We start from the raw sequence: 23,261 nt of genomic DNA, 5'->3' as shown, positions 1-23,261 counted from the left end.
TTATAATGATTTACGTAATCTCCAAGGAGAAACGGATTGATTCTTCCCTTTACACTTCTGACACATTTTAAAGAATTTATTCGTTTTGATTTGTTTATATAGATAAGGTCCGAATGGACCTTTTTTTCTTGCATTGATTTTATTTTTTAATATAATAGATTTGTTAGTTTTTGAGGGGGACTTATGTTAAAAAATTATATTCAATTATTAAAGAGAGAGTTTAAGGATTATTCTGGCCAAAAGTTAATGAAAGATATTATGGCTGGACTTACAGTTGCTGCTGTGGCTTTACCATTAGCGCTCGCTTTTGGAGTAAGTAGTGGTGCCGATGGTGCGGCAGGATTAATGACAGCCATTATTGCTGGACTTTTAATTGGAACTTTATCTGGCGCAAGTTATCAAATTAGTGGACCGACGGGAGCGATGTCTGCCATTTTAATTGGTTTGTCACAAGCTTATGGTTTACAAGGGGTTTTTATTGCTAGTTTTTTAAGTGGGGTGATGTTACTTATTGCTTCTTTATTTAAGTTTGGAAAAGTAGTATCTTTTATTCCTACGAGTGTTATTACTGGTTTTACAAGTGGAATAGCAATCTTAATATTGACACAGCAAATTAATAACTTCTTTGGAGTGACTTCTAGTGGTACTTCAACTTTAGAAAAATTAGCGTCTTATTTCGATGGCCGTTTTACACCTAATATGACGGCTGTATTGATTGGTTTATTTGTTGTTATAGGAATGATTGTTTATCCTAAAAAATGGGCTCAATATTGTCCGTCTTCATTAGTGATGATTGTTCTTGCCTTAGTGGCTAATTTGATTTTTCATTTTGATATTGCAACAGTAGGAAAAATTCCATCAACATTATTTTTAGATCAACGTTTAAATATTATGGCCATAGATTGGAAAAATATTTCGCAGTTTGTCATGCCGGCTTTTTCAATTGCTACATTAGGAATGATTGAATCCTTATTATGTGGAGCCAGTGCTGGTAAGATGAAAAATGAACCTTTAGATGCAGATCAAGAATTATTTGCTCAAGGTGTTGGAAATATGATTATTCCTTTTTTTGGTGGTGTACCAGCTACAGCAGCTATAGCAAGAACATCGGTAGCGATTAAAGCTGGTGGGGTAACTCGTTTAGTGAGTGTTTTCCATGCGATTACTTTATTATTAGCGATGTTTATTTTAGGACCATTTATGGCTAAAATTCCTTTATGTGCGTTAGCTGGTGTATTAGTTGTAACTGCATGGCGTATGAATGAATGGGATGAAATCAAAGAAATGTTTACTCATCGTGTTAAGACACCAATTTGCCAATTCTTACTTACGATGGTGGCTACTGTTGTATTTGATTTAACAGTTGCGATTATTGTAGGAGTATTATTAGCGATGGTCTTATTTGTTTTAAATAATACCCAGTTAAGTATTGATATGTCTGAAGTGGCGGTTGATCGCATTGATCATTTAAATCATCATCATAAAGGAACACGTGTTATTTATTTAGCAGGTCCTTTATTCTTCGGTAATCAAGGACAATTGAAAAAACAAATAGAAGAAATTATTGGCGATAGCCAAGCCATTGTTTTATCTATGAGAGGTGTACCTTCCATTGATGATTCAGGTATTCATGAAATAAAAGAAGTTGTTCAATTATGTAAAGAACATAATACAATTCTTTATCTTAGTGGTTTACAAAAAAATGTGCGAACTCAATTTGAACGTGTTCATTTTATTGAAGAATTTGGTGATAATCATATTTTCTGGGATGCTGTTGCAGCCATTAGAAATTTAGATGATGTTTTACAAGGAGCGTAAAGAAATTACACTCCTCTTTTTTTGTTTTTAAATATAAGTTAATAATATATGTATAAATTATAAATAATTGACGTACAATATATTGTACGTTATAATTAATATACAAAAGGAGTGATAGATATGTTAGCAATCAATTACAGTACATTAAGAAGTTCAATGAAAAAGTATTTTGATATTATTACAGATTCTATTGAAACAATAGTTGTCACAAGAAAGAATGGAAATAATATTGTTATGATGAGTGAAGAAACATATAATAATTTGATTGAAAATAGTTATCTTACACAAAATAAGAAAAATTATGACTGGTTAATGGAATCTAAAAGTCAATTGGAATCTGGAAAAACGATTGATAAAGATATTAAGGATTTAGAATTATGAAAATAGTTTTTACTATAAATGGGTGGAAGGACTATACTTATTGGCAAACAGAAGATAGGAAAACATTGAAACGTATTAACAAGCTTATTGATAATATAATGAGAAATGGTAATACTGGCATTGGTAAACCTGAAGGTTTAAAAGGAAATCTTTCTGGATTTTGGAGTAGGAGAATAAATGATACTGACAGATTGGTTTATAAAATAGATGATGATAATGTATATATTTTATCTTGTCGCTATCATTATGGAGATAATTAGTTTCGCTATCTCCTTTTTTTACAAAAACATCGTTTTGTAGAATATAATATAAATGGAAAAGGGGCGATAAGATGGCAAAAATACTGATTGTAGAAGATGAAACGAAGATGGCTGATGAACTTTCTTTATTTTTACAAAATAATCATTATGAAGTAGAAAAGATTACAGATTTTCATCAAGTAGAAAAACAAATGTTACAATTTCAAGGTGATCTCATATTGTTAGATTTAAATTTACCGGAAGTAAGTGGACAAGATTTATGTAAGAATTATCATCAAAAAAAGGCAACACCGATTGTTATTATTACAAGTCAAAATAATGAAATGAATGAATTACTTTGCTTACATTATGGGGCTGATGATTTTGTTGTTAAACCCTATAATCCACTTATTTTATTAGCACGAATACAAAAAATATTAGATCGTACAATGCATCTTAATACAATTCGTTATCTTGATTTAATTGTTGATTTATCTAAAAGTATGATGATTAAAGGTCAACAAGTAATAGAATTATCAAAAAATGAATTAAAGATACTTCATTTTTTATTGATGCATCAAGGACAAATTCAATCACGAGAGGCGATTATTAACTATTTATGGGATAGTGATATGTTTGTTGATGATAATACCCTAACAGTTAATATTAATCGTTTACGACATAAATTAGATGAACTAGGCTATAAAGAGATGATTAAAACAAAAAGAGGACAAGGATATTTAATATCATGACATTCAAGAATTATTTAAAAGATCATAGTTTCAGTTTATTTCTTTGCTTTTTTATGCTTAGTTTACTTATTATCATTTTATGGGTATTTCAATGTCCTTTATTTATCATTTACTTTTTACCATCTTTGATCTTTGTATTTATTAGCATTATTATTGTTTATGAATATCGGCGTAAATGTTCTTTTTATCATCGCTTTGAACAAGACTTATCAAGATTAGATGAAAAATATCTTATTACCGGAATGGCTTATCACCCTCATTTTTTGGAAGGAAAACTATTATTAGAATATTTATATGATATTAATAAATCAATGAAAGAACATTTAAATTTATCTTTAGAGAAACAAAAAGCTTGGAAAGAATATATAGAAATGTGGGTTCATGAAGTCAAAACGCCACTTTCTACTTCTTTTATTGTTTTAGAAAATCATCCTACTCAAATTAATGAAAGTATTAAAGAAGAACTAGATCAAATTGATCACTATGTTGAACAGGTTTTATATTTTGTAAGAAGTGAAAATGTTGAAAAAGATTATTTAATCAAAGCTGTTTCTTTAAAAAAAATTGTTTATGAAGCTATTAAGAAAAATAAAAAAGCTTTAATTGAAAAACATGTTTCTTGTCAATTAGAAAAACTTGATTATACAGTGTATAGTGATAAAAAGTGGCTAGTTTATATTCTTGATCAAATTATACATAATGCTTTACAGTATTTTAAACAAGATCCTAAACTTACTATTCAGGCTATTCAATCAGACAATAGTGTTACCTTAACTATTAAAGATAATGGGATAGGTATTAAAGAAGATGAATTATCAAGAGTCTTTGATAAAGGCTTTACTGGAAGTAATGGCAGAACAAATAAAAAAAGTACCGGTATGGGATTATATATTTGTAAACAACTATGTATTAAGATGTATCATGATATTTATATAACATCTACTCAAGATAAAACGACGGTTTCTATCGTTATACCTATGAGTTCTTTTGTAACCTTACAATAATGTAAGGTTATGTTATTTTATTCAATGGTTTAAATAATAGATATCACTATAATGGAAGGTGAGGTGAAGGAAATGGAAAAAAGATTAAGAATTCAAGATATAGAAAAGTATTATGGAAATAAAAGTAATATGACAAAAGCAATTAATCATATTTCTTTTGATGTAAATGATGGTGAATATGTTTCTATTATGGGAGCAAGTGGTAGTGGAAAATCAACATTACTTAATTGTATTTCTACTATTGATCGGGTTACCAGTGGTCATATCTTTTTAAATAATGTTGATATTACAAAATTAAAAGGAAAAAGATTAAATCAATTAAGAAGAGAAGAAATAGGTTTTATTTTTCAAGATTTTAATTTGTTGGATACATTAACTGCTTTTGAAAATATTGCCTTAGCGTTAACTATTCAAAAAGTCAATTATAAAGATATTGATCGACGAGTTCATGATATTGCATCAGCACTTGGTATTGATCAAGTCCTACAAAAATATCCTTATGAATTATCAGGTGGTCAAAAACAACGTGTTGCTTGTGCTAGAGCCATGGTCACGAAACCTTCTTTAATTCTTGCTGATGAACCAACGGGAGCATTAGATAGTCGTTCAGCGAGAATGTTATTAGAATGTTTAGAAGTTTTAAATGAACAGCTTAATGCAACTATTTTAATGGTTACACATGATGCCTTTACAGCAAGTTATAGCCAAAGAGTTATCTTTATTAAAGATGGTCAAATCTTTAATGAAATCAAAAAAGGTGATAAAACAAGAAAACAGTTCTTTAATGAAATTATGGATATTCAAACATTATTAGGTGGTGAACTAAATGAAGACATTTAGTTTAGCTTTAAAGAATATTAAAAAGAGTATGAAAGATTACTCAGTATATTTTGTTACTTTAGTTATTGCTGTTGCTATCTTTTATATTTTTAATTCTCTTGATGGTCAAACAGCTATGATGACTTTATCTAAGTCAAAACAAGAAATGGTAACGATTGTAATTAAATTAATGGAATATATTTCTGTTTTTGTGGCTATTGTACTAGGCTTTTTAGTTGTTTATGCCAATAACTTTATTATTAAAAGAAGAAAAAAAGAGATTGGAATTTATCTTACACTTGGTATGTCTAAAACAAGAGTATCTATGATCTTTGTTTTAGAAACATTAATTGTAGGAATGACTTCACTAGGAATTGGTCTTTTAGCAGGAGTAGGGTTATCTCAGTTAGTTTCTATTTTTACTGCTAAGATGTTTGAAGCCAATATGAGGCAATTTAACTTTGTATTTTCTTTAAAAGCTTTAATTTCAACAATCAAAAATTTTGGTTTAATTTATTTAGTTGTGATGATTTTTAATGTTTTTACTTTACAACGTTGTCAACTTATTGATTTATTACATGCTCATTTAGAAAATGAAAAAGTAAAGATTAAAAATAGCTGGGTTAATTTTATTATTTTTATACTCTCTCTTGTTTGTATTGGCTATGCTTATTATTTGTTATATCATGGAGCTTTGATTCAGTTTGATTCAAGAATGGCTAAAATGCTTATTCTTGGTTCTGTAGGAACATTCTTCTTCTTTTTATCAGTAGCAGGATTCTTGTTGAAGATTGTTCAGTTAAATAAAAAATCTTACTATAAAGGACTTAATATTTTTGTTTTAAAACAAGTTAATAATAAAATTAATACACATGTTGTTTCAATGACCGTTATTTCTTTAATGTTGTTACTTACAATTGGGATTCTTTCAGCTTCTTTATCATTAGTTAATGCTTATAATGAAATGTTTGATCAAAATAGTCCTTTTGATTATTCTATTGCAATATTGGATAATAATGCCAGAGAACAACAAATTTTAAATAATAAAGTATATCAAAAACTTGTAAAAGAGGACACTTGTTATCGTCATTACACAGTACCTGATTTTTGTTATAATCAAATTATAACTGATAAAACAAATCAATATGCTGATTTTAACTATATAAAAAGTCAACCAGTACAAATCATTAAACAAAGTGACTATAATCAAATTTTAAAATTACAAAACTTAGAAAAACAACAAGTTCATCTTAATCAACAAGAATATTTATTAACAGCGAATAATCCCTCTGCAATCAGCACTTTCAATCAGTTTTTAAAAGGAAATAATGAAGTTAGTGTTCAAAACTTAAAATTACATTCACATACGAAAAAGGTAAAAAACATTTCCTTAGAGACATTAGGTAATGGAAATACTGGAACTTTAATTGTTAATGATGAAGTGATCAATCATCTTAGTCAACCTGCTATGATGACGATCATCAGTGGTAATTTAATAAATCAAAGTGAAAAGACTTATGATCAGTTTCATCAATCTATACATGAATATATTAAAAATAATGGCTTAGAAGTGAGTTATCTAACAAGAAGTACTTTAAAAGAATCCAGTGTTGAACAATCTGTACTCTTTACATTTATTGCCTTGTATTTAGGTATTATCTTTGCGATTGCTAGTGGAACAGTTTTAGCCATTGAACAATTATCTAATGCGACAGATAATAAACATCGTTATCATATTTTAAATCAATTAGGAGCAAGTTCATCTATGATGAATCGTAGTTTATTCTATCAAATAGGATTAAGTTTTATGTTTCCTTTAGTTGTAGCGATTATTCATAGTATTGTAGGTTTAAAAGAAATTAATAAGATTATTGAAGAGATGGTGCATATTAATGCCTTAGATCATATCTTTATTACAATTATTTTTATTGTGATTGTCTATGGTGGTTACTTCATGATGACATATCTTGCAAGCCATCGTATTATCAATGAAAGTCAAGAATAGGGCTAATGCCCTATTTTTATTTATTTGATAATGAATTATTAAAAAGTGGTACCTCATTTTATTTGGCGTATAATTATTAGTTAAGATGTGGAGGTACAAATATGAAAATAACAAGTACATATGCTGTCTTTTTTTCACCTACTGATGGCTCAAAAAAATCAGCTATTTCTATTGCTAGAGGGTTGGAAGGTGAATTGCAAGAAATAGATTTAACGCTTGAAAATAATCAAGAATATCATTTTGATCGTCATGATGTTGTTGTTTTTGGCTTTCCGGTTTATGGGGGACGTGTTGTTCATGTTGGATTGGAAAGACTAAAACACATCCATGGAGACCATACACCATGTATTATTAGTGTAACCTATGGTAATCGTGATTATGATGATGCCTTATTAGAATTATTTATGGAAGTTAAAAAAAGAGGTTTTATTCCTGTTGGCGCAGCAGCATTGATAGGAGAACATACTTATGGTCAAATTCAAGTGGGAAGACCGCATCAAACAGATTTAAACAATGATGAACTTTTTGGTAGTTTAGTCCAAGATAAAATAAAAAATGATCATTTTTCATTTGTATCCATACCAGGAAGTTATCCTTTTCGCCAAGGTGGTCAAGCAGGGCATTTTTACCCTGAAACTAATGAACAATGTATTCATTGTGGAAAATGTGTCAATCATTGCCCTGTTCATGCTATAAGTGATGATTGTAAAACAATTGATGAAAATCGCTGTTTAGCTTGTTTCCGTTGTTTAAAGAAATGTCCAGTTCACGCCAAAAATTTGGATCATAATGCAAAATATCAAGAATTTATTGTAGGCTTTAATCAAAAACTCAAAGAGCCAAAAAATAATCAGTATTTTATTTAAAACGATGTTAAAGAAATTATTAATTATCTTATCTATCTTTTGTGTGTTGAATTTTTCGTTAGTATCTATTGAAGCAAGAGCAGGTGGCGGTAGTAGTGGTGGTGGATCTGGATCATCGGGTGGAAGTTCTAGTACACCATATTCTCACTATGATCATACCGGTCAAGAAGGTCCGTATTCTTCCATTATATCAACGGTAAGCTTTATAGGTTTTACTTACTTTGTTTTGCAAGTAAAACGTTATTATTCAAGAATAAAAGCTAAAGAGGCACATTGGCAATTAAAAAAGCAAATGCAAACGCTAGATGACCAAGATGAATTTTGGAATAATGAACGAATAAAAAAAGCAGTAAAAGAAAGTTATTATAAGATACAAGAGGCGTGGTCAAATCAAGATATAGAGACGTTAAAGAAATATTTAACACCGGATTTGTTAGATGCCTGGACAACAAAATTAAATTGGTATGAATATCAAGGAAAACGTAATATTTTAAAAAATATTCGTTTAATTGAGCAAGATGTTATTAATTTATATGATAGTAAAAATGATGATGAAGATTATTTTTGGGTTTACATTGAAGGAAAAATGGATGATCACATGATTGATGAAAATCAACGGGTAATAGAAAAGAATACGGATATATTTATTGAATACTGGAAATTTAAACGTCAAGGTCAATCTATTTTATTAGATGAAATTAAACAGGAGGATGAAATGTTTTTATAAAAAACATTTCATCAATGAATTGACATGAAATCATGTATTGTATACAATGTATACAACAAAACCGATGAAGTGGAGATAAAAATAGATCGTGCACTTATAGAGAGCTTGGATGGTGGAAGCAAGCAGAACGCAGCCTATTAAATGGACCACAGAGGGCAAAGTGAAAAGCAATAGCTGAGTATTCTTTGACGTGAGGCTTACGTCAGTAGTCGTAGATGTGATAGCATCTAGCAAAGTGCATGATTTATCATGAATCAAGGTGGCACCGCGGATATGATATATACCGTCCTTGAAAGATTTATTCTTTCAGGACGGTTTTTTGCATATAAAGGGGGAATATGATGTATTATCCGACACTTGAACAGTTAAATGAAATGGATTTAAGGCCATATCAATATGTGCCAATAAAAAAAGAAATTTATAGTGACTTATTAACACCAATTGAGTTAATGAGGAAATTAAAGCAATTATCTAAACATGTCTTTATTTTAGAAAGTCATGAAGATAAAGAAAAATGGGGAAGATATACATTTTTAGGGTATGAACCTAAAATGGAGATAACATGTGATCATCATACAATAAGGATGAATCAACAAATTATTCATAATCAAAATCCACAAACTGTTTTAAAAGATATTTTAAAACAATATCAAAGTATTCAATTAGATGGTTTTCCATCTTTTACAGGGGGATTAGTAGGATACTTTAGTTTTGATTATTTTGGATATAGTGAGCCTTCAGTTGAATGTCAATTAGAAGATAACGATCATTTAAATGATTTAGATTTAATGTTATTTGATAAAGTCATTTGTTTTGATCATTATCGTCAAAAAATTATTTTAATTGTTAATTGTCCTATTAAGAATCTACATGAAGAATACTATCAAGCCATTAAGGAACTAGATGTATTAGAAAGATTGATTAAGAAAAATATAAAAACAATCATTCCACCACTTAAACTACAAGGTGATTTTGAACCGGTTCTTTCAAAAGAAGAATATTGTAGGATGGTAGAAAAAGGAAAACACTATATTAAAGAGGGAGATGTTTTCCAGGTTGTTTTATCTAATCGTGTTAATGTTAAAGCGACAGGTTCATTATTCGATACTTATCGTGTTTTAAGAACAACGAATCCTTCACCTTACATGTTTTATTTTTCTAGTGATCATTTAGAAGTAGCAGGAGCTTCTCCAGAAACATTAATAAAAAAACAAGGTTCTTCTCTAACAACTTTTCCAATTGCTGGAAGTAGAAAAAGAGGAAAGGATGAAAAAGAAGATCAGGAATTAATAACCGATTTACTACATGATCAAAAAGAATTAGCAGAACATAATATGTTGGTTGATTTATCAAGAAATGATATGTCACGTATTAGTCAGTTCTCTACTGTAAAGGTTGACCGTTATCTAGATGTGCTTAAATTTTCCAAAGTTATCCATCTTGCCAGTGTAGTAAGTGGAACAATTAAAGATGATTTAGATGCGATTGATACAGTAGATGCTATTTTACCAGCAGGAACGTTATCGGGAGCACCTAAAATTAGAGCGTGTCAAATCATCCATGAATTAGAAAATCGTCGTCGAGGTATTTATGGTGGAGCGATTGGTTATCTTGATTTTACTGGAAATATGGATTTATGCATTGGTATTCGTTTTGCTTATAAACGTAATGAATGTGTCAGTGTTTGTAGTGGTGCAGGTATTGTTTATGACAGTGTTCCAGAAAATGAATATCAAGAATGCTTGAATAAAGCTGGGGCCGTGATAGAAGCACTAAAACAAGCAAATGGGGGAATTGATTCATGATTTTATTAATTGATAATTATGATAGTTTTGCTTATAACTTATATCAATTAATTGGTAGTATTAATCAAGATATTCAAGTTGTAAGAAATGATGAAATAACATTAGAACAGATTCGACAGTTAAAGCCAAGTCATCTTATTATTTCACCTGGTCCTGGTAGACCAAGTGAAGCAGGTATTATTGAAGATGTTATTCAAACATTTTATCAAGAAATACCAATATTAGGAGTTTGTTTAGGGCATCAGGCTATTATTGAAAGTTTTGGGGGTACAGTGAGTTATGCTAAAAAAATTATGCATGGTAAAACATCAATGATTGATGTAGATCAACAGAGTCCTATTTTTAAGGGGGTTTCATCAAAAACACAAGTCGCCCGTTATCATTCTTTATCGGGCGTACAAAAAGATTTACCAACATGTTTAAAAATCATTGCTAAAAGTGATGATGATGAGATTATGGCAATTGAACATATTCATTATCCAGTTTATGGTTTACAGTTTCATCCCGAATCTTTTTTAAGTAAAGAGGGTAAACAGATGATAGAAAATTTTTTAGGGGGTTATTAAAATGATTAAAGAAGCGATTATTAAACTAACAAAGAAAGAAGATTTAACATTACAAGAAGCTTATCAATGTATGAATGAAATTATGGATGATCAAGCTTCAGATATTCAAAAATCAGCTTATTTAACAGCACTTTCTATGAAAGGGGAAACGATTGATGAGATCGTAGGAAGTGCTCGAGGAATGAGAGAACACTGTGTCAAGTTACTTAATGATGAAGATGTTTTAGAGATTGTAGGAACTGGTGGCGATGCATCTAATTCTTTCAATATTTCTACTACTTCATCTATTGTGATTGCCAGTGGTGGGGTTAAAGTAGCTAAACATGGTAATCGTGCAGCCACATCTAAAAGTGGGGCAGCTGATTGTTTAGAAGCATTAGGTGTCAATATTTATGTGAACAATCAAAAAAGTAAAGAATTGTTAGACAAGATCAATATCTGTTTCTTATTTGCTCAAAATTATCATTTAGCAATGAAGTATGTAGCGCCAATAAGAAAAGAACTCTCAATCCGTACGATCTTTAATATTTTAGGACCACTTACAAATCCAGCAGGGGCATCACTTCAAGTTATGGGAGTATATGATGAAACATTAGTTGAACCATTAGCTCATGTATTAAGTGAATTAGGAGTAAAAAGAGCAATGGTTGTTCATGGAACAGACGGTCTTGATGAAATCTCGGCTTCAGCGCCAACTCTTGTTTGTGAAGTGGACCATGGAACATATAAGACTTATACTATTACACCGGAACAATTTGGTATGGAAAGATGTAAAAAAGAGGATTTAGTAGGGGGAACACCTCAAGAAAATGCTCAAATTACAAGAGATATATTAAATGGTGTAACGGGACCTAAGATGAACGCTGTTTTATTAAATGCCGGTGCAGGTCTTTATATTGGCGGTAAAGCTGAAAATTTAGAAAAAGGTATTGACTTAGCTAGAAAATTGATTAATGATGATTGTGCAAAAAACAAACTTGAACAATTCATTCAAGAATCAAATAGCTAAGGAGATATATTTATGATATTAGAAGATATTGTAGAAACAACAAAAGAAAGAGTAGCAGAAAATAAAAAACGCCATTCGATTTATGAATTAAAAGAAAAGGCATTTAAAATGCCTATTTCAAATCAATTCCCATTTAAAAAAGCATTAGAAAAAGAAGGGATGTCTTATATTTTAGAAGTAAAAAGACATTCACCTTCTAAAGGACAAATCGTTTCTCATTTTGATTATAAAGCGATTGCTAAAGAATATGAAATGATCGGTGCTGATGCCATTTCAGTTGTAACGGAACCAACCTATTTTAAAGGTGATGACGATTTCTTAAGTGAAATTAAAAAAGTAGTAAAAGTACCAGTATTAAGAAAAGACTTTGTTGTAGATGAATATATGGTTTATGAAGCTAAGTTATTAGGAGCAGATGCCGTTTTATTAATTACAGGTATTTTAGATGAAATTACTTTAATGCGTTGTATTAATTTAGCTCATAATTTAGGAATGTCAGCATTAGTAGAAGCTCATAGTACAATGCAAATTCGTAAAGCATTACGTGTTGGTGCTAAAATTATTGGTGTTAATAACCGTGATTTAAGAGACTTCTCAGTGGATTTAAAAACTACTTTTGATTTAAGAGATACAGTCAGTGATGATGTTATCTTTGTATCAGAAAGTGGTATTAAAACAAGAGAAGATATTGAAAAATTAGAAGCACATCAAGTACAAGGTGTTTTAATTGGTGAAACTTTAATGAAATCACATAACCGTCAACATACTTTAAATGTTCTTAAAGGATTAGAAAGTGAAGATTAAGATTTGTGGTTTAAAAAGAATGGAAGATATTGATTATGTTAATCATTATCTTCCAGATTATATTGGTTTTGTTTTTGCTTCAAGTAAAAGACAAGTTGACTTAATTCAAGCAAAGCAATTAAAAGCTAAATTAAATCAAAAAATTAAAGCAGTAGGTGTTTTTGTAAATCAAGACATTGAATACATTACAACACTTGCGAATTTACATATTATTGATTTAATTCAATTACATGGTCAAGAAGACCAAAACTATATCAATGAATTAATAAAACAGACAACTTTGCCAATCATAAAAGCAATTTGTATGAAAGATGAAAATTCATATGAGACTTATCAAAATATTGATTATTATTTATTAGATAGTAGACAAGCAGGTAGTGGTCAAACATTTGATTGGAAGTGGATTAAGCAATTAGATAAACCAATATTTTTAGCAGGGGGAATTGATGATCATAATATTGATCAAGCTTTAAAACAAAATGTCTATAGTCTTGATGTTTCAAGTGGGGTTGAAACAAATGGTGTTAAAGATGAAAAGAAAATAGAAAAGTTAATAAGGAGAATTAGACATGACAAAGGGTAGATATGGTATACACGGGGGACAATATATACCAGAAACATTAATGAGTGAGATTCATAAGATTGAAGATGCTTATGAGTTTTATAAAAATGATCCCGAATTTAATGCAGAATTACAAAAATTATTAAATGAATATGCAGGAAGACCTTCTTTATTGTATTATGCAAAAAAGATGACTCAAGATTTAGGTGGTGCAAAAATCTATTTAAAAAGAGAAGATTTAAATCATACTGGATCACATAAAATTAATAATGTTCTTGGTCAAGCTTTAATGGCAAAAAAAATGGGTAAAACAAGAATTATTGCTGAAACTGGAGCGGGGCAACATGGAGTAGCTACAGCTACAGCTGCTGCTTTATTAGACTTAGAATGTGAAATCTTTATGGGAAAAGAAGATACAGATCGTCAAGCACTCAATGTTTATCGTATGGAATTATTAGGTGCGAAAGTTCATCCCGTAACAACAGGAACAATGACTTTAAAAGACGCTGTAAATGAAACCATGAGAGAATGGACAAAAAGAGTAGATGACACAATGTATGTCTTAGGTTCTGTTATGGGACCTCATCCTTTTCCGATGATGGTAAGAGATTTCCAAAGTGTCATTTCTAAAGAAGCAAGAGCACAAATCCTTGAATATGAAGGTAAATTACCAACAGCAGTGATGGCTTGTGTTGGTGGTGGAAGTAATGCAATGGGTATGTTCTATAATTTTATCAATGATAAAGATGTGGCTTTAATTGGTTGTGAAGCAGCAGGAAAAGGTGTTGATACAGCTTTAACAGCAGCAACAATTTCTACCGGTTCATTAGGTGTTTTTCATGGGATGAAGTCTTATTTCTGTCAAGATGAACATGGACAAATTGCTCCAGTTTATTCTATTTCAGCCGGATTAGATTATCCTGGCATTGGTCCTGAACATGCACATTTACATGATATTGGTCGAGCAAGTTATGTACCAGTTACCGATGATGAAGCAGTAAATGCTTTTGAATATTTAGCTAAAACAGAAGGTATCATTTGTGCCATTGAAAGTGCCCATGCTGTGGCACACGCTATGAAAATAGCGCCAAAGATGAATAAAGATGATATTTTAATTATTTGTTTATCAGGTCGTGGTGATAAAGATGTTGCTGCCATCGCAAGATATAGGGGGATTGATCTTCATGAATAGAATACAACAAGCATTTCAAAATAAAGCATTTATTGCCTTTTTAACAGCTGGGGACCCAGTGATTGATAAAACAGTAGATTACATATTAGATTTAGAAAAAGCGGGTGCGACTTTGATTGAAATAGGAATTCCTTTTAGTGATCCCATTGCTGAAGGACCTACTATTCAAGATGCTAATGTAAGAGCATTAAAAAATAAAGTGACTACTGATGATGTCTTTAATATGGTAAAAAAAGTAAGAGAAAAAACACAAATTCCTTTATGTTTTATGACTTATTTAAATGTTGTATTCCATTATGGATATGATCGTTTCTTTAAAAAATGTCAAGAAGTAGGCATTGATGGTATTATCTTACCTGATTTACCTTATGAAGAAAGCAAAGAAGTAAGTTCAGTTTGTACAAAATATGATGTGACTTTAATTTCGATGATTGCACCAACAAGTAAAGAAAGAGTAGAAATGATTGCTAGAGAAGCAAAAGGTTTTATTTATCTTGTTTCTTCAATGGGGGTAACAGGAACGAGAAGTTCATCTAATTTTTCTGATTCATTACCAGAAATTATAGATCATATCAAAAAAGTAACAGATACGCCGGTAGCTATTGGCTTTGGTATTAATACGGCTAAACAAGTACAAAACTTTTATCGTTATGCTGATGGTGTTATTGTGGGTAGTGCCATTGTTAATATTATTAAAGAATATCAAGATCATGCCGATCAACCTTTAATAGATTATGTTAAAGGCTTATTAGAAAAATAGATAATCTTAGATTATCTTTTTTTATGCCATGAATTAATGAGGGTACATTGAAAAGAAATTAAACTATGATAAAATAAATGCAATGAGTAAATGAGGTGGAAGGATGTTAAAGAAAAAAGCAGTCATCTTTGATATGGATGGTTTAATGATTGATAGTGAAAGAATTGCATTAAAAACAAATATAGAGGTACATCAAGAGTATGGTTATCCATTAGATGAATCGGTAGCATTGGATTTAGTAGGAAGAAATTTAGCGAATACGAAAGCTTATTTAGAAGATTATTTTGGTGAGGGTTATCCTTTTGATATCATTAGAAAAGAAACTGTTAAAAGAAGAATGGATTATTATAAAGAGAATCCTTTACAAATGAAAAAAGGATTAGTTCCTTTATTAGATTATTTAAAAAAAGAAAAGATTAAAACTGCGGTAGCATCATCAACAAGAAAAGCAAGAATTATTGAAAATCTAAAAGAAATTAAAGTATTAGAATACTTTGATTATATTGTTGGTGGTGACCAAATTGTTCATGGTAAACCGGCACCAGATATCTTTTTAGATGCTTGTCATGCTTTAAAAGTAAAGCCTCAAGAAGCATTGGTTTTAGAAGATAGTAAAAATGGAATTTTAGCTGCAGTAAATGGCAACATAGATGTGATTTGTATTCCTGATTTAGTACAACATCCTCAAGAAATATTAGATTTAACATACTGTACTTTAGATTCCTTAGATCAAGTCATTAACGAGGTAACCAGCGATGATTAATCACCCTATAGAGCCAGTTTATAATCAAGATTCTAAAATATTGATTTTAGGGTCTTTTCCTTCTGTCAAATCAAGAGAAGCTAAATTCTTTTATCATCATCCACAAAATCGTTTTTGGAAAGTCTTAGCAGCTATCTTTAAAGAAGAAGTACCTCAAACAATTGATGAAAAAAAGCAATTTTTACTTAGAAATCATATTGCTTTATGGGATGTCATTGCCAGTTGTGATATTAAAGGATCAAGTGATTCCAGTATTGAAAATGTTAAAGTCAATGATTTAGATTTAATTATGCAACATTGTTCTATTGAAAAGATCATCACTAATGGAAATACAGCTTATCGTTATTATCAACGTTATTTTCATTATTTACAGCCTGTTTATAAATTACCTTCTACTTCTCCAGCTAATGCTGCTTATTCTTTAGATAAGTTAATTTCAATATGGAAGGATTGTTTTTAATGGAAAGAGATTTAACGAAAGATAAAATTGCTTCGTCACTTATTTTATTCTCCATCCCTATGATTTTAGGTAATCTTCTACAACAACTTTATAATATTGTCGATACTTATATTGTAGGAAAGTTTGTAGGGAACGGTGCGATTGGAGCAGTAGGTTCAAGTTATACACTGATGACTTTTTTAACTTCGATTATTATTGGATTGTGTATGGGGAGTGGTATTTTATTTTCAATGTATTTTGGAGCTAGAAAAGAAAATCAAATGAAAGTTTCTTTCTTTGTTTCTTTTATTTCCATTGGTTTATTATCTCTTGTTTTAGAATTACTATGTTTTATTTTACTTCCTTTCATACTCAATTGGTTACAAATTCCACAATCTATTTATCATGATACTTATCTTTATTTAAAAATTATTTTTGTAGGTATTATTTTTACTTTTATTTATAATTATTTTGCTGCTTTGTTAAGAGCGTTGGGAAACTCTAAGACGCCACTTTTATTTTTAGCTCTTTCAACAATCAGTAACATTGTATTAGATCTAGTTTTTGTTTTGGTTTTAAAAAAAGGAGTAGCCGGTGCAGCGATAGCGACTGTCATATCACAAGTATTGAGTGCGTTAGGGATAATGCTTTATGTTTTCTTTTTTAAAAGAAAAATCTTGCCTGGTAAAGAACATTTTCATTTTGATTTAGAAATCTTTAAAAAATTAAAAGATTATTCATTAATGACGTGTTTACAACAAGGAATTATGAATTTTGGTATTTTAATGATTCAGGGATTAGTCAATAGTTTTGGTCTTGATGTGATGTCTGCTTTTAGTGTGGCTGTTAAAATAGATAGTTTTGCTTATATGCCAGTTCAAGATTTTGGTAATGCTTTTTCTACTTTTGTAGCACAAAATCAAGGAGCAAAACAAGAAACAAGAATTAAACAAGGATTATATGTAGCAAGTCTTTTATCTTTTGTTTTTTGTGTTTTTATAAGTTTAGGAGTTTGTCTATTTTCTTATCAACTTATGGCTTTATTTGTTTCAGGAAATAGTCATATTATTCAAATAGGCATGACTTATTTAAGAATTGAGGGATCATGTTATATTGGAATTGGATGCTTATTTTTATTATATGGATACTATCGTGGTGTTGGAAAAATGAAAATGTCACTTATCCTTACTGTGATTTCTTTAGGCACAAGAGTTGGATTGTCTTATATATTTGCGCCAATATGGGGTAAAGAAGTGATTTGGATATCAATTGTTATAGGGTGGATTTTAGCTGATCTTGTAGGAATTGTATATGGTATAAAAAAAGAAAATTGGAGGCATGTAAATGGAGTCAATGATTGAATTTGTTCATCAAAGAATAAGTCAAAATCAATATTCAATAGGTATTGATTTTACTATGGGGAATGGACATGATACATTATTTTTAGCAAAGTATTGTCAAACTGTTCACAGTTTTGATATTCAAGAACAGGCGCTTGTATCGTCGAGGCAGTTAGTAAAAGACCAAAGTCATGTTTTTTTACATCTTGATAGCCATGAACATTTTTTAAATTATGTTGATCATTTTGATGTGGGTATTTTTAATTTAGGTTACCTACCTCAAGGTGACCATCACATCACGACTCAAAGTGATGTCACTCTTAACACATTACGACAAGCTCTTATCGCATTGAACCCTTTAGGACATATTTATTTGGTTGTTTATATTGGTCATGAAGAAGGTTTAAAAGAAAGTGCACTTATTGATGCATATGTTGCTTCTTTAGATCATAAATTATATAACGTAGCGTTGTTTAAAATGATGAATAAAGATCATGCTCCTTATGTATTAGATATTGAAAAAAGAAAGTAAATATAATGCATTAAAGTAGTAACAATGTTATAATATAAATAGAAATAGGAGGGGATTGATATGGCAAAAGCAGTAACTATTATAGTCACTGATCCGGTCGGTCTTTATGCAACTCCGGCAACCGAATTAGTTGATACAATGAAGACATTTTCTAGTGACATTCAATTAGAATATGAATCAAAAAGTGTTAACATGAAATCTTTGATGGGGGTTTTATCTTTAGGGATTCCTTGTAAAGCAACAATCAAAGTCGAAGCTTCTGGTGATGATGAAGAAGCAGTTATTGAAAGTGTAATAAAAAAAATGACAGAACTTTCAATAGGAAAGGTACAACCATAAAAAAGCCTTTAGGCTTTTTTATTTTGGTTCAATTGAAGACATAATCTTTTTGTGTTATAGTGTTAAAGATAAATAATAAAGGGGAATTCGTATGGAAAATTTTATTAAATTAATAATGGCTTTTTTAATTGGATTATTACTTGTCATAATTGCAATGCCAAAAGTCATCCCATTTCTACATAAAATGAAGTTTGGACAAGTGGAAAGAGAAGAAGGATTAGAATCACATAAGAAAAAAGGTGGTACGCCAACAATGGGTGGTGTTGTCTTTGTGATTGCTGCTTTATTATCAGCACTTATTGTTAATTTTAGTCAATTAGCTAACCCTCAATTGATTTTAATTTCAATTGTTTTAGTTGGTTATAGTGCTATTGGTTTTATTGATGATGGTTTGATTATTTTAAAACACCAAAATGAAGGTTTAAAAGCATGGCAAAAATTTTTATTACAAGCTATTTTAGCTATTATTTGTTATTGGTTTTTAAAAGAATTTATTGTTCCAGCTAATGGTATGGCCTTTACTGAAATTCAAATTCCAATTGTTAAGGTCAATATTGATTTAGGTTACTTCTATGCTTTATTAGTATTTATTATGTTTACTGGAGAAAGTAATGGTGTAAATTTATCAGATGGGTTAGATGGACTAGCAACAGGACTTACAATGGTGGCAATTGCACCATTTATCATTTACGCTATTATGATTAAAGATTATGTCGTTGCAAGTTATGGAGCAGCTATGATTGGTGCTTTACTTGGATTTATGTTCTTTAATTATCATCCTGCACGTATTTTTATGGGTGATGTGGGATCACTTGGCTTAGGTGGTTTCTTAGCTATTTTAGCGATTCTTACAAAACAAGAGTTATTATTAATTTTAGTTGGTGGTGTATTCTTAATGGAAACATTATCTGTTATTATTCAAGTTGTTTCTTTTAAAACAAGAGGAAAACGTGTCTTTAAAATGGCACCTATTCATCATCATTTTGAAATGCTAGGATGGTCTGAACAACAAGTTACTATTTCATTTTGGTTTGTTGGTTTTATTTGTGGTATTTTAGCGATTGTGATAGGAGTGTTATAAGATGCTTACAGGAAAGAAAGTACTTGTTATTGGACTTGCTAGAAGTGGTAATGCAGCTGTTCATTTATTACAAAAATTAAATGCAACCATTACAATTAATGAAGGTAAAAATAAAGAAGATATTAAAGAATATGATGAATATGTAAGTCAAGGAATAGAAATGGTAACCGGTGGTCATCCTGATGAATTATTTGAACGTGATTTTGATTTTGTTATTAAAAATCCGGGAATTAATTACCATAAACCATTTATTTTAAGATTAAAAGAGCGTCATATTCCTGTTTATACAGAAATTGAATTAGCTTATCAAGTCGCCAAAAAGCAACATTATATTGCTGTAACAGGAACAAATGGTAAGACAACAACAGTTACATTAATTTATGAAATCTTAAAAAATCAATATTCTCATGTTCACTATGCAGGAAATATTGGTAAACCTTTATGTGATGTTGTTTTAGAAAACAACTTATTAGAAGAAGAAAATCATTATATCGTCTTAGAAATGTCAAATTTCCAATTATTAGATATCGATAAATTTAGACCAGAATTTTCTACAATTATTAATTTAACACCTGATCATTTGGATTATATGGCTTCTTTAGATGAATACTATGCTTCTAAAACAAATATTTATAAAAACTGTCAAGATGATGATGTCTATGTATGTAATTTAGATGATGAAACATTAAAAACATATTTAGATCGTTATCCTGTAAAATGTAAACAGGTAACACAATCTTTAAAACAAGATGCAACTTGTCATATTAAAGATCAAGCTATTTATTATCAAAATGAACATATCATTGATTTAGATGAAATAAAAATTGTAGGTGATCATAATGTTCAAAACATCATGTTAGCCTCGGCTCTTTGTAAATTAGCAGGCGTATCTAATCAAGTGCTTCATGATACGATTGCAGCTTTTAATGGTGTAGAACACCGTATTGAATATGTAAATGAAATTAATGGTGTTAAGATTTACAATGATTCTAAAGCAACGAATACCGATGCTTCTATTATTGCTTTAAAAGCATTTAAACAACCTGTTATTTTATTGATGGGTGGTTTTGAAAAGGGGTTAGATTTAACAGAATTAGCGTCATACAATGATCATATTAAGTATTTAGTTACTTTTGGTGTAGCAGGTCAACGTTTTAAACAAGATATGCATCATCCTCATAGTGATTACCAACCTCATTTAAAAGAAGCTGTTGATAAGGCTTTAGAGGTAGCTCAACCAGGAGATATTATTCTCCTTTCGCCATCTACAAGTTCTTTTGATGAATTTAGTGGTTATGAACAAAGAGGAACAGAATTTAAAAAAATGATTAATGAAAAATGTAAGAAATAGTTTCTTACATTTTTAGCATATATAAAGGAAAAATATGCTAAAACTCATTTTAAAAGATTTTTGATTTATATGACTATTGAAACAGTAGGACTAACGGTTGTTAATGAATATAACAAAAAAATAGCAAGGGTTCGTTTGAACTCTTGCTATTTTAAATCTTGTAAAGCTTGTTGATACATATTTTCAAATGTTGCTGCTTGATTAATATAAGTCATCCCTGCCATTAATATAATTTCATCAGGAAATTCTGTTAATTTTTTTTGATTATATAGACGAACAATGTCTTCTATTTTAGCGTAAAGGGCTTCTTTGGATTGAGGGTGAGTGACATAGACAGCAATCATATCCTCACTTATATGACCAATAATATCTTCTTTACTAAACTGGCTTGAAATAAAGACTGTTGTTTTTTGAATAATGGTATTTCCCAAAAGAGTTCCCTCATTTTGATAAATTTCATTTAGACCATGAATTTTAAAAATAGCAAGTGCTCTTTGATCATGAGGATGATGACTGCTTTTTTCATCAACGAGCCATTTTAAAGTATCAAAGTGAAAAACTTTAGTAAGTTGATTAACTTTTGATTCATCAATAGAATGATGTTCTTCCATAAGTTGTTTATAGCGATAATAAAATAATCCTGCATGATAAACACGATTGATGATAAGTTCACTCATAAATGGCTTAGTAATATAATCATAAGCTCCTGCATCAAAAGCTTCAATTAAATCATTTTCTTGGTTACTTGCCGCAATAACAATAACAGGTATTTTTTCAGTTCTTTCATTTTTTTTAATAAGTCTTAATAAATCGATAGCTCCGGGTGTTACTAAATCAAGTATAATGACATCAAATAAGTAATTAGGATCTTCTATATAATTTAAAGCATCTCTAATAGTATGTACACCGGTGGTAATGAAGTAAGGATTAAATATTTTTTGCATTAAAGCTTGATTTATTGTTGCGTCATCAACTAATAGTAAATGCATTTCCATATCTATCACCTCTGTACTTATTATAGTATAAATTTCATAAAAATAACGGAATAAAAAATAAAAAAGAATAATTTTCATATATTATTAGGGGTGAAATAAATGAAAACAAAAAGAATCATTCTCATCATTTCTATTATTGTAATGATTGGCTTAATGATGGTATATAGTGCCTCCCATATATGGGCTTATTATAAATTCAATGATCATTATTATTATTTCAAACGACAAGCCCTTTTTGCAATATTAGGAATCGTGATGATGTTTATTTTTTCAAAAATAGATTATCATCTTTATCAAAAATATAGTATTACTATTTTACTGGGAAGTTTGGTGTTATTAGGATTAGTTTTAATTCCTGGTGTAGGGGTTGTAAGAGGGGGTTCAAGAAGTTGGTTTAATTTTGGCTTATTTGCTTTACAACCTTCAGAAATATATAAAATTGCGATGATTATTTATGTAAGTGATTATTTAGCTCATCATTATCATCAAATGAAAAAGGTGAAAACAGCTTTTAAATTAGTTTTCATGAATTTAATAGGGTTTGGTTTAATTATGTTACAACCTGATTTTGGTAGTGGTTTAGTGATTATATGTTCAGTAGCATTAATGGTGATGGTGTCACCTTTTTTGTTTCGCTATTTTTTATCGGTAGGATTAATAGGTTTAGCTGGAATGGTCACAATGATTTTATCAGCGAGCTATCGTTTAAAAAGAATTACAGCTTATTTGAATCCGTTTGCTGATCCTTTGGGATCAGGATTTCAAATGATTCAATCACTTTATTCTATTGCTCCAGGAGGAATTTTAGGAGTAGGTTTTGATCATAGTATTCAAAAACATTTTTATTTACCAGAACCACAAACAGATTTTATTTTTGCTATCTATTTAGAAGAGTTTGGCTTAATAGGAGGTATGTTTTTAGTTTTACTTTATACTTGCTTTTTTGTTTATTGTTTTACACTTGCAAAGTATGTAGATGATCTTTTTGGTAGTTTTTTAATGTTAGGCATTGTTTTTATGATTGGTATTCAAACTTTTATGAATCTAGGGGTTGTAGTAGGATTGCTACCAGTTACAGGTGTAACGCATTTTTAGTGATAAAAAAATCAATC

25 protein-coding genes are annotated in these 23,261 nt (G+C 29.9%); 24 read left to right on the top strand and 1 reads right to left on the bottom strand.

What is annotated here, in order from left to right; translation table 11 throughout:
• Nucleotides 1-183: 183 nt before the first annotated feature.
• The 23 genes from DWZ53_RS02460 (at nucleotide 184) to murD (ending at nucleotide 21,154) form a co-directional block, all read left to right on the top strand.
• Entirely contained in the window at nucleotides 184-1,818 is a 1,635-nt protein-coding gene (locus DWZ53_RS02460; RefSeq protein WP_118431662.1) for a SulP family inorganic anion transporter, read from the top strand.
• 120 nt (nucleotides 1,819-1,938) lie between these two features.
• Nucleotides 1,939-2,199 carry a type II toxin-antitoxin system Phd/YefM family antitoxin gene (locus DWZ53_RS02455; RefSeq protein WP_118431660.1) on the top strand — a complete coding sequence of 87 codons (261 nt, stop codon included), beginning with the start codon at nucleotides 1,939-1,941 and terminating at the stop codon, nucleotides 2,197-2,199.
• On the top strand, nucleotides 2,196-2,459 hold the full coding sequence (locus tag DWZ53_RS02450) for a Txe/YoeB family addiction module toxin (RefSeq protein WP_118431658.1): 264 nt from the start codon (nucleotides 2,196-2,198) through the stop codon (nucleotides 2,457-2,459). The genes DWZ53_RS02455 and DWZ53_RS02450 overlap by 4 nt, the downstream gene beginning before the upstream one ends.
• A gap of 71 nt (nucleotides 2,460-2,530) precedes the next feature.
• Nucleotides 2,531-3,190, top strand: coding sequence for a response regulator transcription factor (locus tag DWZ53_RS02445; RefSeq protein ID WP_118431656.1), 660 nt, complete (start codon nucleotides 2,531-2,533; stop codon nucleotides 3,188-3,190).
• Entirely contained in the window at nucleotides 3,187-4,194 is a 1,008-nt protein-coding gene (locus DWZ53_RS02440; RefSeq protein ID WP_118431654.1) for a HAMP domain-containing sensor histidine kinase, read from the top strand. Before DWZ53_RS02445 ends, DWZ53_RS02440 begins: the two co-directional genes overlap by 4 nt.
• A 72-nt stretch (nucleotides 4,195-4,266) precedes the next feature.
• A complete protein-coding gene (locus tag DWZ53_RS02435; RefSeq protein ID WP_118431652.1) occupies nucleotides 4,267-5,034 on the top strand; it encodes an ABC transporter ATP-binding protein in 768 nt (255 codons plus the stop codon).
• Nucleotides 5,021-7,018 (top strand): ABC transporter permease, encoded by a 1,998-nt coding sequence (locus DWZ53_RS02430; RefSeq protein ID WP_118431650.1) that lies wholly within the window; start codon nucleotides 5,021-5,023, stop codon nucleotides 7,016-7,018. The genes DWZ53_RS02435 and DWZ53_RS02430 overlap by 14 nt, the downstream gene beginning before the upstream one ends.
• Nucleotides 7,019-7,119: 101 nt before the next feature.
• A complete protein-coding gene (locus tag DWZ53_RS02425) occupies nucleotides 7,120-7,884 on the top strand; it encodes a 4Fe-4S binding protein (RefSeq protein ID WP_118431648.1) in 765 nt (254 codons plus the stop codon).
• 4 nt (nucleotides 7,885-7,888) lie between these two features.
• Nucleotides 7,889-8,611 carry a Tim44-like domain-containing protein gene (locus DWZ53_RS02420; RefSeq protein WP_118431646.1) on the top strand — a complete coding sequence of 241 codons (723 nt, stop codon included), beginning with the start codon at nucleotides 7,889-7,891 and terminating at the stop codon, nucleotides 8,609-8,611.
• Between the two features lie 341 nt (nucleotides 8,612-8,952).
• Nucleotides 8,953-10,416, top strand: a complete 1,464-nt coding sequence (locus DWZ53_RS02415; RefSeq protein ID WP_118431644.1) for an anthranilate synthase component I family protein — start codon at nucleotides 8,953-8,955, stop codon at nucleotides 10,414-10,416.
• Nucleotides 10,413-10,982, top strand: coding sequence for an aminodeoxychorismate/anthranilate synthase component II (locus DWZ53_RS02410; protein WP_118431642.1), 570 nt, complete (start codon nucleotides 10,413-10,415; stop codon nucleotides 10,980-10,982). The genes DWZ53_RS02415 and DWZ53_RS02410 overlap by 4 nt, the downstream gene beginning before the upstream one ends.
• 1 nt (nucleotide 10,983) lies before the next feature.
• Complete coding sequence (trpD, locus tag DWZ53_RS02405; protein ID WP_118431640.1) at nucleotides 10,984-11,991, top strand: anthranilate phosphoribosyltransferase; 1,008 nt, start codon at nucleotides 10,984-10,986, stop codon at nucleotides 11,989-11,991.
• Nucleotides 11,992-12,003: 12 nt separating this feature from the next.
• Complete coding sequence (gene trpC / locus DWZ53_RS02400) at nucleotides 12,004-12,795, top strand: indole-3-glycerol phosphate synthase TrpC (RefSeq protein ID WP_118431638.1); 792 nt, start codon at nucleotides 12,004-12,006, stop codon at nucleotides 12,793-12,795.
• Nucleotides 12,785-13,378 (top strand): phosphoribosylanthranilate isomerase, encoded by a 594-nt coding sequence (locus DWZ53_RS02395; protein ID WP_118431636.1) that lies wholly within the window; start codon nucleotides 12,785-12,787, stop codon nucleotides 13,376-13,378. The genes trpC and DWZ53_RS02395 overlap by 11 nt, the downstream gene beginning before the upstream one ends.
• The gene (trpB, locus tag DWZ53_RS02390) at nucleotides 13,365-14,549 is read left to right on the top strand and encodes a tryptophan synthase subunit beta (RefSeq protein ID WP_118431634.1); all 1,185 of its coding nucleotides are present in this window, start codon (nucleotides 13,365-13,367) and stop codon (nucleotides 14,547-14,549) included. Before DWZ53_RS02395 ends, trpB begins: the two co-directional genes overlap by 14 nt.
• Complete coding sequence (gene trpA / locus DWZ53_RS02385) at nucleotides 14,542-15,309, top strand: tryptophan synthase subunit alpha (protein ID WP_118431632.1); 768 nt, start codon at nucleotides 14,542-14,544, stop codon at nucleotides 15,307-15,309. Before trpB ends, trpA begins: the two co-directional genes overlap by 8 nt.
• A 103-nt stretch (nucleotides 15,310-15,412) precedes the next feature.
• On the top strand, nucleotides 15,413-16,072 hold the full coding sequence (locus DWZ53_RS02380; protein WP_118431630.1) for an HAD family phosphatase: 660 nt from the start codon (nucleotides 15,413-15,415) through the stop codon (nucleotides 16,070-16,072).
• The gene (locus tag DWZ53_RS02375; RefSeq protein WP_118431628.1) at nucleotides 16,065-16,532 is read left to right on the top strand and encodes a DNA-deoxyinosine glycosylase; all 468 of its coding nucleotides are present in this window, start codon (nucleotides 16,065-16,067) and stop codon (nucleotides 16,530-16,532) included. The genes DWZ53_RS02380 and DWZ53_RS02375 overlap by 8 nt, the downstream gene beginning before the upstream one ends.
• A complete protein-coding gene (locus tag DWZ53_RS02370; RefSeq protein WP_118431626.1) occupies nucleotides 16,532-17,872 on the top strand; it encodes an MATE family efflux transporter in 1,341 nt (446 codons plus the stop codon). The genes DWZ53_RS02375 and DWZ53_RS02370 overlap by 1 nt, the downstream gene beginning before the upstream one ends.
• Nucleotides 17,856-18,383 (top strand): class I SAM-dependent methyltransferase, encoded by a 528-nt coding sequence (locus tag DWZ53_RS02365; RefSeq protein ID WP_118431624.1) that lies wholly within the window; start codon nucleotides 17,856-17,858, stop codon nucleotides 18,381-18,383. The genes DWZ53_RS02370 and DWZ53_RS02365 overlap by 17 nt, the downstream gene beginning before the upstream one ends.
• Nucleotides 18,384-18,443: 60 nt before the next feature.
• Complete coding sequence (locus DWZ53_RS02360) at nucleotides 18,444-18,722, top strand: HPr family phosphocarrier protein (protein ID WP_118431622.1); 279 nt, start codon at nucleotides 18,444-18,446, stop codon at nucleotides 18,720-18,722.
• 91 nt (nucleotides 18,723-18,813) lie between these two features.
• On the top strand, nucleotides 18,814-19,803 hold the full coding sequence (gene mraY, locus DWZ53_RS02355; protein WP_118431620.1) for a phospho-N-acetylmuramoyl-pentapeptide-transferase: 990 nt from the start codon (nucleotides 18,814-18,816) through the stop codon (nucleotides 19,801-19,803).
• A gap of 1 nt (nucleotide 19,804) precedes the next feature.
• A complete protein-coding gene (gene murD / locus DWZ53_RS02350; RefSeq protein ID WP_118431618.1) occupies nucleotides 19,805-21,154 on the top strand; it encodes a UDP-N-acetylmuramoyl-L-alanine--D-glutamate ligase in 1,350 nt (449 codons plus the stop codon).
• 146 nt (nucleotides 21,155-21,300) lie between these two features.
• On the opposite strand, the gene DWZ53_RS02345 is transcribed toward murD, so the two are convergent.
• Nucleotides 21,301-22,149: a PleD family two-component system response regulator gene (locus tag DWZ53_RS02345; RefSeq protein WP_158568162.1), complete on the bottom strand. Its 849-nt coding sequence runs from the start codon at nucleotides 22,147-22,149 to the stop codon at nucleotides 21,301-21,303.
• 99 nt (nucleotides 22,150-22,248) lie between these two features.
• On the opposite strand from DWZ53_RS02345, the gene DWZ53_RS02340 reads away from it, so the two are divergent.
• Nucleotides 22,249-23,244: an FtsW/RodA/SpoVE family cell cycle protein gene (locus DWZ53_RS02340; protein WP_118431614.1), complete on the top strand. Its 996-nt coding sequence runs from the start codon at nucleotides 22,249-22,251 to the stop codon at nucleotides 23,242-23,244.
• The last annotated feature ends 17 nt before the right edge of the window (nucleotides 23,245-23,261 follow it).

The organism is Coprobacillus sp. AF33-1AC (assembly GCF_003475785.1).
Classification (GTDB): Bacteria; Bacillota_I; Bacilli_A; order Erysipelotrichales; family Coprobacillaceae; genus Faecalibacillus.
The sequence above is the reverse complement of the archived record's forward strand: the minus strand, read 5'-3'. Positions and strand labels throughout refer to the sequence as shown.